The 13702-nt window shown below is 34.3% G+C and carries 11 protein-coding genes; 3 read left to right on the forward strand and 8 right to left on the reverse strand.

Annotated features, from left to right (window positions below; translation table 11 throughout):
• Nucleotides 1-107 precede the first annotated feature (107 nt).
• Nucleotides 108-1046 carry a thioredoxin-disulfide reductase gene (gene trxB / locus WHC90_RS11560; RefSeq protein WP_188599210.1) on the forward strand — a complete coding sequence of 313 codons (939 nt, stop codon included), beginning with the start codon at nucleotides 108-110 and terminating at the stop codon, nucleotides 1044-1046.
• A 72-nt stretch (nucleotides 1047-1118) separates the two neighbouring features.
• Here trxB and WHC90_RS11565 read toward each other — a convergent pair whose 3' ends face one another.
• The 8 genes from WHC90_RS11565 to WHC90_RS11600 all read right to left on the reverse strand — a co-directional run bounded on the left by WHC90_RS11565 (nucleotide 1119) and on the right by WHC90_RS11600 (nucleotide 11267).
• A complete protein-coding gene (locus tag WHC90_RS11565) occupies nucleotides 1119-2537 on the reverse strand; it encodes a DUF3526 domain-containing protein (RefSeq protein WP_188599209.1) in 1419 nt (472 codons plus the stop codon).
• Nucleotides 2538-2540: 3 nt separating this feature from the next.
• Nucleotides 2541-3944, reverse strand: coding sequence for a DUF3526 domain-containing protein (locus WHC90_RS11570; protein WP_188599208.1), 1404 nt, complete (start codon nucleotides 3942-3944; stop codon nucleotides 2541-2543).
• 1 nt (nucleotide 3945) lies between these two features.
• A complete protein-coding gene (locus WHC90_RS11575) occupies nucleotides 3946-4659 on the reverse strand; it encodes an ABC transporter ATP-binding protein (RefSeq protein ID WP_188599207.1) in 714 nt (237 codons plus the stop codon).
• Between the two features lie 119 nt (nucleotides 4660-4778).
• Nucleotides 4779-5075 (reverse strand): hypothetical protein, encoded by a 297-nt coding sequence (locus tag WHC90_RS11580; protein WP_188599206.1) that lies wholly within the window; start codon nucleotides 5073-5075, stop codon nucleotides 4779-4781.
• A 177-nt stretch (nucleotides 5076-5252) separates the two neighbouring features.
• On the reverse strand, nucleotides 5253-7061 hold the full coding sequence (locus WHC90_RS11585) for an acyl-CoA dehydrogenase family protein (RefSeq protein ID WP_188599205.1): 1809 nt from the start codon (nucleotides 7059-7061) through the stop codon (nucleotides 5253-5255).
• 82 nt (nucleotides 7062-7143) lie between these two features.
• Complete coding sequence (locus WHC90_RS11590) at nucleotides 7144-8334, reverse strand: acetyl-CoA C-acyltransferase (protein ID WP_188599204.1); 1191 nt, start codon at nucleotides 8332-8334, stop codon at nucleotides 7144-7146.
• A gap of 72 nt (nucleotides 8335-8406) precedes the next feature.
• Entirely contained in the window at nucleotides 8407-10797 is a 2391-nt protein-coding gene (locus WHC90_RS11595; protein WP_188599203.1) for a 3-hydroxyacyl-CoA dehydrogenase/enoyl-CoA hydratase family protein, read from the reverse strand.
• Nucleotides 10798-10808: 11 nt separating this feature from the next.
• Nucleotides 10809-11267, reverse strand: a complete 459-nt coding sequence (locus WHC90_RS11600) for a MarR family winged helix-turn-helix transcriptional regulator (RefSeq protein WP_188599202.1) — start codon at nucleotides 11265-11267, stop codon at nucleotides 10809-10811.
• A 172-nt stretch (nucleotides 11268-11439) separates the two neighbouring features.
• On the opposite strand from WHC90_RS11600, the gene WHC90_RS11605 reads away from it, so the two are divergent.
• Together WHC90_RS11605 and WHC90_RS11610 are read left to right on the forward strand one after the other, a co-directional pair.
• On the forward strand, nucleotides 11440-12369 hold the full coding sequence (locus WHC90_RS11605) for an ABC transporter ATP-binding protein (RefSeq protein ID WP_188599201.1): 930 nt from the start codon (nucleotides 11440-11442) through the stop codon (nucleotides 12367-12369).
• A 3-nt stretch (nucleotides 12370-12372) separates the two neighbouring features.
• Nucleotides 12373-13698, forward strand: coding sequence for an ABC transporter permease (locus WHC90_RS11610; RefSeq protein ID WP_188599200.1), 1326 nt, complete (start codon nucleotides 12373-12375; stop codon nucleotides 13696-13698).
• Nucleotides 13699-13702 lie beyond the last annotated feature (4 nt).

Below are 13702 nucleotides of genomic sequence, written 5' to 3' on the forward strand. Positions count from 1 at the left end.
GTAGGTGCTTATCAATAATTGTTATTTGCCTATTAGAATTTATCATGTAAAAATCTTTACAAATAGATAAAAAAAAATACATTTGTATTCGAAAAATTAGAAATATAATGGCTGAAAAAATTAAATGTTTGATCATTGGATCAGGACCTGCGGGTTATACTGCAGCAATCTACGCAGCAAGAGCTGATATGAAACCAGTGATGTATACCGGAATGCAAATGGGTGGTCAATTGACTACGACAACAGAAGTAGATAACTTTCCAGGGTATCCTGATGGAACTGATGGAACTGCCATGATGAATGATTTGCAAAAGCAAGCTGAGCGTTTTGGAACAGAGGTTCGTTTTGGGATGGTTACCCAAGTAGAATTCAGCGATAAAGTAGGTGGTATTCACAAGGTAATTGTTGATGAAAATATTGAGATAGAAGCAAATACAGTTATCATATCTACTGGAGCTACTGCAAAATATTTAGGGATTGAAAGTGAGCAGCGTTTAATTGGTGGAGGTGTTTCTGCCTGTGCAACCTGTGATGGATTTTTCTACAAAGGACAAGATGTTGTCGTAGTTGGAGCAGGTGATACTGCTGCAGAAGAAGCTACCTATTTGGCTAATATTTGTAGTAAAGTAACCATGTTGGTTCGTAAAGATTTTATGAGAGCCTCTAAAGCGATGCAACATAGAGTAGACAAAACAGCCAATATCGAAGTGTTTTACAATACTGAGATTGATGAGGTATTAGGAGATTCTGTTGTAGAAGGAGTAAGAGCAGTAAACAATCAAACCGGAGCTAAAATGGATATTCCAGTAACAGGTGTTTTTATAGCAATTGGACACAAACCCAATACAGATTTGTTTAAAGGAGTATTGGATATGGATGAAACAGGCTATTTAATTACCAAAGGAAAATCAACAAAAACAAACCTTCCAGGAGTTTTTGCAGCGGGAGATGTTCAAGATAAAGAATATCGTCAGGCAGTCACAGCAGCAGGTACAGGTTGTATGGCAGCCCTTGATGCAGAACGTTATTTAGGAGCTTTAGAGTAAAGATAAGAACTATTTGATATAAAAATGTCGACTAATTTTAGTCGACATTTTTGTTTGAAAAAGGTTAGTGAATTACATAGATATGTTTTTGTTTTTTTTCCCATTTATAAAGAAAAAGAAAATAAAACCACTAATACTAATGATTGCCATAAAGTTTACCCAAGTATCATCACTAATCCTATTTTTATAACTAAACCTAGGCATTTCTCTATAATTCTTTGTCGTAAAAACCTGTTCTTTAAAGAGCATAGGCACTAGGTATTCTCTCCATGAATTAGAAAACTCAAAAACTTGTTTTTTGAAATCATTATAATGCTTTTCTGATGTTCCTGCGATATTGTTTAATGATTGTTGCATTAAAATTGCAGGTGAAACATATTTAAACATGTTAATTAAGTTTTGCTGTTTTTTTAATTGAGAATCATACCCTGCTAATAAAGGTGCTGTTTTTTCTTCCATAATCTTTTCTGAAGCAAAATAGTTGTGCCAAAAGCCAAACTTTTGATCTTGATTTTCTGTTGCGAGTTCTGGGTGACTACGTAAATAATCATTCATTATTTTATTTTGTTTCTCTTCGTTTTCCTTTTTAATTAATCGTATTTCATTAATCATTTTTAATCGCGATGGTGTTGGATATAAAGAGTTCCCTATTTGATTTATTGTTGCAGGGATAACCATTACAATTAATAACCAAATACCAATTAGCGTTAGGGCATTTTTTGAAGAATCATTTATTTTAATGTTTACAAAACATGAAAGTATAAACCAGAATAAAATATAGCCAGATATCAGCAATAAGAGTTTTATCAAACTGCCAAAATCATTGAAAGCTACAGCAGAAAAAAGTTCAATGCTAACAAATAAAGCAACGATTGTTATTGTTGTGAAAACAAAATAACGAATGCCTATTTTTTGAATTAACCATAAGTTAACGGCGATTGGTTGAGCGCCTAATAAGCGCAAGGTGCCTAATTCTTTCTCTTTAGATAAAACATTAAAACTAAAAGCAATTATTAATAAGGGTAAAATGTAAATGAATACAAAGGCCAAGTCAAAGTTTCCAAATAAAAGTTGCACGGGATTTACCATTTCTGAATAATCTAGGGCAAAATTATTTCCACGTACTGTTGGGCTTTTAAAATGAGTATACATATCACTTTGTCCAGTAGCAATAAAGCTTAATGTCTCTGGTTGCATGATTGCTAAACGTGGATAGCGATAACCAACTGTTATCGGGTCGTTTGGTAATTGCCAATAAGGAGTGTCTACTTTTTCTCCTTTCTCTATTTTAGTAAGCGTAACTAACATGGTGCTGTCTTTTTTGAGGAATTCCTTTTCCATCTTTGAAATGTCAGTTAATCTTTTTGCCACATTTTTATTTCCATTATAAGTGGCAAATGCAAATAGTAAAACAATGCTAATACTTAATAGTATAAGCCATTTACTACGCATTAATAATTTTAATTCGTATTTTAAATTGTTATTCAACATAACTTATATTTTTTTTGAAGTAATAATTAAGCCTAAAAAGGGTAGTACTAACCACAATGATAAAAACAGTATGTTCTGACCGTTCTCTTTTAGAATTTCTAAAAGTGTTGGTGGTGTAAAATTAAATTTAGGCAGCTTTTTGAATTTTTCAGCAGTCATTACATAACCAGAACTTCCAGCTTTGGCATTGTCTTTAATATCATAATTTAAAAATTCTTGCTTTTTTATTCGATATGCTTCAGCGGCTTTGGTAAATTTCCAGTGTAAATTATCACTAGTATTGGCGATTTCCATTGATAAAAAACGAACAGGTATAAATGGGGATAAAAAAGATAGTTTTTTATATATATTGTTTTGGTTTATGGCTATCTCATTTAAGAGATTGTAATTTTTTTCATAAACCTTAGCTTCATGTTCCTCTCCTTTTTGCATTCTGTATCCGTTATAGTTAAAAGGTAACTGACTTATGCTGTCTACTCCAAATTCTTTTAAAGTCTCTTCTTCTAATTTTTTCGCAGCGCTATTCCATGGGTTGTGCCCGTCTAAACCATTTTTTTTGTCTTCAGCAATACGTGCGTTAAATTCAGATTTTGAAGGGTATGGATAGTAATTGTTAGCAAAGTTCGTCGCTATTTTGGGGGTTATAAAACTAAATACAATCCAAACCACTAAGCTACTAACTAAAGAGAGTCCAGAAGATTTACTCCATATAGAAATTAGAATAGTTAAAGTGGTAATTATAGCATAGTATAATAAGTAAGAAACACCTAGAGTTAGCAAACTAGCCCAACTAAAAAAAGCTAGGTTTTCTAAACTAGACAAAACGATACCAATTGTTAAAAAAATGATAGAAGTAATTATAAAAATAGGTATATAAGTTGCTGACCACTTTCCCAATGTTAATTTTATTGGGTTTACCCCTTGACTTTTTAATAGGGTGTCAGTTCCATGTTCTATTTCTTTTGTGTAGGAATTGTAGCCTATTAAAATAATGATTAATGGAAATAAGTAAATTAATACAAAGTTAATAGAAAGTGTCCCGAATCGAGCTAAGCTAGTTTGATCACTGGCTTCGCTAAATGATGCTTCGTGTCTGTTATGAGCTTCTAAGAAAATAGAGTTCCCTGTATACTTGGTTACTCCATAATCAAAGAGAGATAAAGCAAATTTTGGTTTAAAAGCATAGGTGCCATAATGTGCTGCAGAATGTGGGTTTTTTTCACCTTGAGTTTCCCAAACATCCCTTTCTTTACTCATGGATTCTAGATATTGTTTGTTGTTTTTGTTGTATTGATTAATACCTGTAATAGTGGCGATTAATAATAGAACAAAAGTGATGCCTGTAGCAATTTTAAAACGACCATCTCTTGCCAGTTCTTTTAATTCTTTAAAAATTATGTTTTTCATGTTAGCTTACATTTTTAAAATTCATAATTTCTAAATAAATTTTCTCTAATTCTTTTAAAGAAACATCATGTGTGTTAGAATAGTTTTGTAAAACTCCTGACCGCATAATACCAATATGAGTGCTTACTTCTTTTGCTCTAAATAAATCATGTGTGGCCATTAAAATAGCAACTCCATTGTTTTTCATTTTTGTTAGTAATGCCATAAATTCATTGCTTGATTTTGGGTCTAAACCAGAGGTTGGTTCATCTAATAATAAAATTTTAGATTCTTTTGCAATTGCTAAGGCAATACCTACTTTTTGACGCATTCCCTTAGAAAATTCTTTTACTCTTTTATTATGTGCTTCTTCTTGGAGTCCGGCTTCTGATAAATAGAGCTTTAATGCTTTGGTGTCAAATTTTTTACCTGAGAGTTTTGTAAAATAATCAAGGTTTTCTATAGCTGTTAATGTTGGGTACAACATTAAATTTTCTGGTATATAGGTTAAATAATATTTAGTCTTGATTGGGTTTTTTACCACGTCTAGCTCATTAATTAGTGCTGTGCCAGAAGTAGGAGTAATGAAATTAAGCAAAGTATTAATCGTAGTAGATTTTCCAGCACCATTAGCTCCTAATAAACATAGAATTTCTCCAGACTTTACTTCAAGAGAAAGGTTATCAACTGCGGTAAAATCACCATATTTTTTTGTTATATTTTTTAAAGTAATCATAATATAGATAAGTTTAGTTTTTAATAAACAGGATAGTACATAGCAAAAAATGCTATATAGCAATAGATCACTTATAAAAATCAAGTATTATAAGTGATAGTATTTTAGAGAATATGAAGTTATGAGGTTGGTGGGGGCCTGCTTAAAAGCGTACTATCTATATTGTTTTTAACAACAACAAAAGAGTAGTGTAATGGAGTGTTTTTTTTCTTAAAAAAATGATGAGTTGATGCTTCAAAAGTAATTGGATTCTCCGCTATTAATGGAGTAGTGTTAGCTGTAATTGCAAACTCGCAAGCTTCACAGTATTCTTCTAAATTTTCATCAAAATGCTTCAAAGAGTGTAAGCCAACAGTTTTCATCAATATGAAAAATGTTAGAAACACTAAAGAGATATATTTTCTTGTTTTTAGCATAAAAATCAAGTTGATAAAGTTAATTTATTGATAGTTAAAGAAAACTTAAAAAAAAGTTAATTTTTTAGAAACAAAAAAACCCGTTTAGAATAGTTCTAAACGAGTTTCTACAAACAACTAAATTCTAAAACCTATTTAAAAGTTCAAGAAAATTGTAAACCCTTTCGGGTAATTTTATTAAAAGCAGTATTTGTTTTCTGCTTTGACTTTTTCTGCAATGATATTTCTCAATGCAATTACATTTGGATAATTGGTGTATTTAGTAAAGCGTTTTAAACCCATCAACATCATTCTTAATTCATCTCCTTCTGCAAATGAAACGATGCCTTCTTTAGCGCTTTTAGAAACAATATCTACTGCGTTGTACAAATACAATTGAGTCATTGCAATTTGTTCTTTTTGGGTTTCCTTACCAAAACGTTTTGCATTTTTTTCTGTTCTTAGCAATGCAGATTCTGCCATGTAAATTTCAATCAAGATATCAGAGGCAGCAGTTAGCAATTGTTGATGCTCTTCTAATTCTTGTCCGTATTTTTGCAATGCAGCACCTGCCACCATTAAAAATACTTTCTTTAAATTGGCAAGTATTTGTTTTTCTTCGGCAAAGAGTTCAGAAAAATCAGGCGTATCAAAAGACGGTATACCCATTAGTTCTTCTTGTACAGCCATCGCTGGGTTAAGCAAATCAACATGTCCTTTCATGGCTTTCTTTACCAACATTCCAACAGATAATAATCTGTTTATTTCATTGGTTCCTTCGTAGATTCTAGAGATTCTAGCGTCTCTCCAAGAAGATTCCATTGGAGTTTCTTCTGAAAAGCCCATTCCTCCAAAAATTTGAATTCCTTCATCAGCACAAGCTTGTACATCTTCAGAAACAGCAACCTTTAAAATAGAGCATTCTATGGCATACTCTTCAACACCTTTTAATTCTGCTTCTTGATGTGTGTTTCCAGCAGCTTCTCTCAAAGCAATTCTATCTTCAATATCTTTAGCAGCTCTATAAGAAGCTGACTCACCAACATAAGCATTGGTCGCCATTTCTGCTATTTTTAACTTGATTGCCCCAAACTCTGAGATGGCCGTTTTAAACTGCTTGCGCTCATTGGCGTAATTAACAGCAATGCTGGTAATTCTACGTTGAGAATCTAAACAGGCAGCTGCCAATTTGATTCGTCCAATATTTAATGCATTCATGGCAATTTTAAATCCTTCGCCACGTCCTGCTAGCATATTTTCAACAGGCACAACAGTATCATTAAAAAATACCTGACGAGTAGAAGATGCTCTAATTCCTAATTTGTGCTCTTCTTCACCAAGGGTAATTCCATTTGGGTTTTCTTTATCGAATTCAACAATAAAACCAGTAATGTTTTTGTCATCTTCTATTCGAGCAAAAACAATCATCAAACTACAGAATCCTGCATTTGAGATCCACATTTTTGCACCGTTAATTTTATAGCTTTTTCCATCCTCAGAAAGCGTAGCCGTTGTTTTACCAGAGTTGGCATCTGATCCAGCTCCTGGCTCAGTTAAACAATAAGAACCAAACCACTCTCCAGAAGCTAGTTTTGGAACATATTTGGCTTTTTGTTCTTCTGTACCGTAAAGTGTGATTGGCATTGTTCCGATTCCTGTATGTGCTCCAAAAGCGGTACTAAAAGAACCTGTACCACTAGAAATATAATCACAAGTAAGCATGGTAGAAACAAAGCCCATACCTAAACCTCCATAGGCTTCTGGGACAGCAACACCTAAGAAACCTAATTCTCCAGCTTTGCGCATTACTTCTTCGGTTAGCGCGTAATCCTTAGCTTCAAAACGAGGTTTATGAGGAATAATTTCACGATCATTAAACTCAATAACAGCCTCTTTCATCATCTTCTGCTCTTCCGTAAAATCTTCTGGAGTAAAGACGTCTTCACAATTGGTTTCTTTAACAAGGAATTGACCTCCTCTTAATAGTTCATTATCTGTTGTTGCCATTTTTTTTGATTTAAAGGTTTGTAAGGTGAATAAACACGCTACGTTCCAACTTGTATTGTATTTATTAGTTATATTTTTTTGACTATTTTAAAAACTCGTAAATACCAGCAGCTCCTTGTCCAGTACCCACACACATGGTTACCATACCGTATTTACCGCTCATATTTCTTTTGCGCATTTCATCAAAGAGTTGCACAGATAATTTAGCTCCTGTACAGCCTAGAGGATGCCCTAAAGCAATAGCTCCTCCATTAACATTAACGATGCTTTGATCTAAGTTTAACTCTCTCATTACAGCTAAAGATTGAGAAGCAAAGGCCTCATTCAATTCAATCAATTCTATGTCTTTTTGCTGTAATCCAGCTTGCTTTAATGCTTTTGGAATCGCTGCCACTGGTCCAATCCCCATGATTCTTGGTTCTACACCTGCTGCGGCATAGTTAACCATTCTTGCAATTGGTTCTAGGTTTAATTCTTTCACCATCGCTTCACTCATCACCAGCACAAAAGCAGCACCATCACTCATTTGAGATGAGGTCCCTGCTGTTACACTACCATTGGCAGCAAACACAGGGCGCAATTTAGAAAGTGCTTCAATAGAGGTTCCAGCTCTTGGGCCTTCATCTTTGGTTACGGTGTATTTTCTGGTTGCTTTTTTTCCAGATGCATCTACATAAGTTTGCTCAACTTCTATAGGTACAATTTGATCTTGAAACCGATTCTCTGCCTGAGCTCTTAGCGCTTTCATATGAGAGTTAAATGCAAATTCATCTTGGTCTTCACGAGAAACTTTAAATTGGTTCGCAACTGCTTCTGCAGTATTTCCCATCCCCCAATAATAATCTTCATGACCTGCTTTTGCTAAGTTGTAGTTTAGTTCTGCTTTATAACCTGTCATAGGTACAGAACTCATGCTTTCTGCTCCTCCTGCAATGATACAATCTGCCATACCTGCCTGAATCTTAGCTGTAGCCATTCCAATAGTTTCGATCCCTGAAGAGCAAAAACGATTTACGGTAACACCAGGAACATCAACAATATCCAAACCCATTAATGAGATTAATCGCCCCATATTAAGCCCTTGAGAACCTTCTGGCATTGCATTTCCTACCATCACGTCATCAATACGCTTTTTGTCTAATTGAGGAAGTTCCTTCATCATAAACTGGATGGTTTCTGCAGCCAATTCATCGGTTCTTTTAAAGCGAAAAACCCCTTTTGGTGCTTTTCCAACTGCTGTTCTATATGCTTTTACTATATATGCTGTTTTCATAATTTTAGATTTTTAGATAATTGATTTTAGATTTTTAGAATTCTATTGATTGAATCCTAATTTTCTACATATCTAATTACGCAAAGGTTTTCCGGTTTTTAACATGTGTTGAATTCGCTCTAATGTTTTTCTTTCTGTACAAAGACTTAAGAAAGCTTCACGTTCAAGGTCTAATAAATACTGCTCTGTAACCAGTGTAGGTTCAGATAAATCACCTCCAGCCATCACATAGGCTAGTTTGTTGGCTATTTTCTGATCGTGTTCACTAATATAGTGGCTGGCCTCCATAGAGTCAGTACCCACCATAAACATTCCCAATGCTTGTTTTCCTAAAACTTTTACATCATTGCGTTTAACAGGTTGTGTATAGCCAGCTTCAGCCATTAGTTTTGCATGAGCTTTTGCTGTTGCAATTTGTCTGTCTTTATTAACAACAATAACATCTTTTCCTTTTTGTAAGACACCCATATCAAAGGCTTCATAAGCAGAAGTTGAAACTTTAGCCATGGCAACCGTTAAAAAGTATTCTTGTAATATGTTTAACTCTACATCTCCTTTTCTAAAGGTATCAGAAGCCCTTAGTGCCATCTCTTTAGATCCACCACCGCCAGGAATAACACCTACTCCAAACTCAACCAATCCAATATAGGTTTCTGCAGCAGCAACAACTTTGTCTGCGTGCATAGACAATTCACAACCACCCCCTAAGGCCATTCCGTGAGGAGCAGATATCGTTGGTATAGAAGAATAACGCATGCGCATCATGGTGTCTTGGAAATATTTGATAGCCATGTTTAGCTCGTCATATTCTTGCTCAGCAGCCATCATAAAAATCATTCCGATATTAGCTCCAACAGAAAAGTTTGCAGCTTGATTACCGATGATCAATCCTTGGAAATCTTTTTCAGCAAGATCTACAGCTTTGTTTAATCCTGCTAAAACATCACCTCCAATGGTATTCATTTTTGATTGGAACTCACAGTTTAATATACCGTCGCCTAAATCTTCTATTACAACACCAGAATTTTTAAATACCTGGTTTGATTTTCTAATATTGTCTAAAATGATAAAGCTGTCTTGACCAGGTACTTTAGCTTGTTTTTTACTTGGAATATCATAACAAAAAGTAGCTCCTTCTTTTACAGAGTAGAAAGATGAATTTCCAGCGGCTAACATGTCAGCTACCCAACTTGCTGGTTCTTGTCCTTCTGCCTTCATCATTGCTATTCCTGCCTCAACACCAATAGCATCCCAAATTTGGAATGGACCATGTTCCCAGCCAAATCCGGCTTTCATAGCGTTGTCTATCTTATAAATTTCATCTGTAATTTCTGGAATTCTGTTTGATACATAGGCAAACAAAGCAGCAAAGCTTTTGCGGTAAAATTCACCAGCCTTGTCTTTTCCTGCAACTAAAACTTTAAAGCGATCTACCACTTTATCGATAGTCTTAGTAAGCTCTAGTGTAGCAAATTTTGCTGATTTCTTAGCTCTGTATTCTAAGGTGTTTAAATCTAAAGATTTTATTTCTTTACCTTCTTTTTTGTAAAAACCTTGGCCGGTTTTGCTTCCTAACCAATTGTTTTTCATCATGGTATCGATAAAATCAGGAAGAGTAAACAAATCTAAGCTTTCATCCTTAAGGCAGTTATCTTTGATTCCGTTAGCAACGTGTACTAAGGTGTCAAGACCAACTACATCAACAGTTCTAAAGGTTGCTGATTTTGGTCTTCCAATCACAGGCCCTGATAATTTATCAACTTCTTCTATGGTTAAGCCTAGCTCTTTAACAGCATGAAACAAGCTCATGATGCTAAAAATACCAATTCTGTTTCCTATAAATGCAGGAGTATCTTTGGCTACGACTGAAGTTTTTCCTAAAAATTGTTCACCATATCCATTTAAAAAATCCAACACTTCTGGTGCTGTTTTTGGACCAGGAATGATTTCGAATAATTTTAAATATCGAGCAGGGTTAAAGAAGTGAGTACCACAAAAATGTTTTTGAAAATCTTCACTACGACCTTCACTCATAAAATGAATAGGAATCCCAGATGTATTTGAAGTAATTAAAGTTCCTGGGGTTCTGTGTTGCTCAAGTTTTTCAAAGACAATTTTCTTAATGTCTAAACGCTCAACAACAACCTCCATAATCCAATCTACATCTGCAACTTTTGCAATGTCATCTTCTAAATTACCGGTGGTAATTCTGTTTGCAAATTTTTGATGATAAATTGGTGATGGTTTTGATTTTAGTGAAGCTTTTAAAGCATCATTCACCAATCGATTTCTAACTGCTTTATCCTCTAAGGTTAAACCTTTTGCTTTCTCAGCAGCATTCAGTTCTCTGGGTACAATGTCTAACAAAAGCACATCAACACCGATGTTGGCAAAATGGCAAGCAATTCCGCTTCCCATGATTCCAGAACCTATGATGGCTACTTTTTTAATTCTTCTAGTCATTTGATTTGTATTTATACAGCCTTCTTTTTGATTTTTTTATAAATCTCTTTATCAGCTATTAATTTATTAATTGTTGAGGTTACCTTAAAAAAGGTTTCTACCTCTTCGGGCTCTAAATGCCTGCGAACAACTTCGTTAAATTGAATCACAGAATCTTTAGAGATCTTTCGCATGCTCTTACCGTAATTGGTCAATTTAATGATCACACTTCTTCCATCATCCGGGTTTTTTTCTCTTAAGATAGCCCCTTTTTCTTCCATGGTCTTTAAAATTCTTGACAAACTTGTTGGTTCCATTCCCATCAAAGGTCCTAAAGCAGTAGAAGGTGTCCCGTTTTCATAATCAATATTAAGCAAAACAAAGGCTGTGGCCATTGTGCTATTGTGCTTTGCTGCTTGCTCATTATAGAGTTTTGCAACAGCTTGCCAAGTAGCTCTTAATTGATGATCTATTGATTTTTCTTTATCCATTGTTCAAATATATGAAAAAATGTTATGCGCGCATAGTAAAATGAAAAAAATTATGCATGCATAGTAAATAAATAAAATCATCTATAGAGTAGTTCTCTAAATTTGGGTATTTCTTCTAGAAAAGACTTAAATTTGTCATCGGTCAATAGACCAGCTAATAATAAAAAAGACTATGCAAAATTTATTAGAAATTCAGAATGTTGTTAAGAAGTATGGCGATTTTACTGCCCTAAACGATGTTTCATTAGAAGTGCCCAAAGGAAGTGTATTTGGTTTGTTAGGGCCTAATGGCGCTGGGAAAACCTCTTTAATTAGAATCATCAATCAAATTACCTTACCTGATAGTGGTCGCATCTTTTTAGATGGAGAACCTCTAGAGCCGAATCATATAGAACACATTGGATATTTGCCAGAAGAAAGAGGCTTGTATAAAAGTATGAAAGTTGGAGAGCAGGCATTGTACTTGGCTCAACTAAAAGGAATGAGTAAAGCCGAAGCAAAGAAAAGATTGCATTATTGGTTTGAAAAATTCGATATCGGAGCTTGGTGGAATAAAAAAGTTGAAGAACTGTCAAAAGGGATGGCACAAAAAGTACAATTTATTGTAACGGTTTTGCATCAGCCTAAATTATTAATTTTTGATGAGCCTTTTTCTGGGTTTGATCCGATCAATGCTCAGCTTATCGCCAAAGAAATTTTGCAAATGCGAGATGAAGGAGCTACCATTATTTTTTCTACCCACCGTATGGAATCGGTAGAAGAAATGTGTGATTATATTGCTCTTATCAACAAGTCAAATAAGATTTTAGATGGTAAATTAGACGATATCAAACGTCAATTTCGCAGCAATACATTTCAGGTAGGCCTTAAAACAGATCAAGAAGAATTGGTTACCAATTTGTTAAAGGATAAATACAAGGTTTTACCAGCAGATTTTAGACTGCTTAATGAAGGTTTAAAATTAAATGTTCAATTGCCAGAAAATCAATCTCCAAATGAGCTTTTATCATTGCTGACCAATTATGGAGAAGTAGAACACTTTTTAGAATTGGTGCCAAGTGCCAATGATATTTTTATTCAAGCAGTTAATAAAAACAACTAAGACATGGGTAAATTACAACTAATAATAAAGAGAGAGTTTTTAGCAAAAGTTAAAAACAAATCATTTATCATCATGACTTTTTTAAGTCCTATTTTGATGGTCGGAATCGGGTTTCTTGTCTTTTTCTTAAGTAAAAAGAATGATGAGAAGGTAAAGAAAATTACCTATGTAGATGCTTCAGGGCTTTTTAGTAAAGACGATTTTAAAGATACCAAAACAATTGTTTATGAAGATTTTACTGCCCTTGGCATAGAGGAAGTAAAAAAGAAAGTAGAGCTAGGTGACTATTATGGGGTCTTGTATATACCAAAAATGGATCGATTGGAAAATTTGTCAAATGGTGTTGAGTTTTATTCTAAAGATTCACCAGGGATGTCTATTATTGATAAATTAGAAAGTACGGTGGAGTCTAAATTTAGGCATTTAAAACTGTCTGAATTTGGAATCGATTTAAAACAAATAGATGCTTCTAGAATTTCTGCTGATATCAAAATGTATAATTTTTCTGGAGAAGAATCATCCAAGCTTATCAATGGGTTAAAAATAGGAGTAGGGGCTATTGCAGGTTATCTTTTAATGATGTTTGTAATGATCTACGGAACCTCTGTAATGCGAAGTGTGATTGAAGAAAAAACCAGTAGAATTATAGAAATTATAGTTTCTTCTGTAAAACCTTTTCAATTGATGTTGGGTAAAATTATAGGAAATGCAAGTGCAGGATTATTACAATTTATGATCTGGGGTGTGGTGCTACTTATTATAAGCATTGCAGCGTCTTCATTTTTTGGAGTGAGTATGACAGAGGTGCAATCGGCTAAGTTAAGTCCTGAGCAGCTAGAAGCAATGCAACAAGCCGCTGGAGGTGATAAGTTTCAGCAATTGGTGCAAGAAATATTTAAACTGCCTTTAGTTACCATGTTTGTCTTGTTTATCTTTTATTTTTTAGGCGGCTATTTCTTGTATAGTTCACTTTTTGCAGCAGTAGGTGCCGCAGTTGATAATGAGACAGATACTCAGCAATTTATGTTGCCAATTATGCTTCCTTTAATTTTAGGAGTTTATGTAGGTTTTGCCACTGTGATTAATGACCCACATGGACCTGTTTCTACAATTTTTTCAATGATTCCATTTACCTCACCCATTGTGATGTTAATGCGAGTTCCTTTTGGGGTGCCGTGGTATGAGATTGCAATTTCTATGAGTTTATTAATTCTTACCTTTGTTTTTGTGGTATGGTTGGCCGCAAAAATATACCGTGTAGGGATCTTAATGTATGGGAAAAAACCAAGCTACAAAGATTTGTACAAATGGATAAAATACAAAGGCTAATTTG

Source organism: Polaribacter pacificus (assembly GCF_038024035.1).
Lineage (GTDB): Bacteria > Bacteroidota > Bacteroidia > Flavobacteriales > Flavobacteriaceae > Polaribacter > Polaribacter pacificus.

Bases quoted from the DNA above. Each gene is read 5' to 3' on its own strand.
- WHC90_RS11610 (WP_188599200.1), top strand. From the start codon at position 12,373: ATGGGTAAATTACAACTAATAATAAAGAGAGAGTTTTTAGCAAAAGTT.
- WHC90_RS11595 (WP_188599203.1), bottom strand. From the start codon at position 10,797: ATGACTAGAAGAATTAAAAAAGTAGCCATCATAGGTTCTGGAATCATG.
- WHC90_RS11590 (WP_188599204.1), bottom strand. From the start codon at position 8,334: ATGAAAACAGCATATATAGTAAAAGCATATAGAACAGCAGTTGGAAAA.
- WHC90_RS11570 (WP_188599208.1), bottom strand. From the start codon at position 3,944: ATGAAAAACATAATTTTTAAAGAATTAAAAGAACTGGCAAGAGATGGT.
- WHC90_RS11605 (WP_188599201.1), top strand. From the start codon at position 11,440: ATGCAAAATTTATTAGAAATTCAGAATGTTGTTAAGAAGTATGGCGAT.
- WHC90_RS11575 (WP_188599207.1), bottom strand. From the start codon at position 4,659: ATGATTACTTTAAAAAATATAACAAAAAAATATGGTGATTTTACCGCA.
- WHC90_RS11600 (WP_188599202.1), bottom strand. From the start codon at position 11,267: ATGGATAAAGAAAAATCAATAGATCATCAATTAAGAGCTACTTGGCAA.
- WHC90_RS11585 (WP_188599205.1), bottom strand. From the start codon at position 7,061: ATGGCAACAACAGATAATGAACTATTAAGAGGAGGTCAATTCCTTGTT.
- WHC90_RS11565 (WP_188599209.1), bottom strand. From the start codon at position 2,537: ATGTTGAATAACAATTTAAAATACGAATTAAAATTATTAATGCGTAGT.
- trxB (WP_188599210.1), top strand. From the start codon at position 108: ATGGCTGAAAAAATTAAATGTTTGATCATTGGATCAGGACCTGCGGGT.
- WHC90_RS11580 (WP_188599206.1), bottom strand. From the start codon at position 5,075: ATGCTAAAAACAAGAAAATATATCTCTTTAGTGTTTCTAACATTTTTC.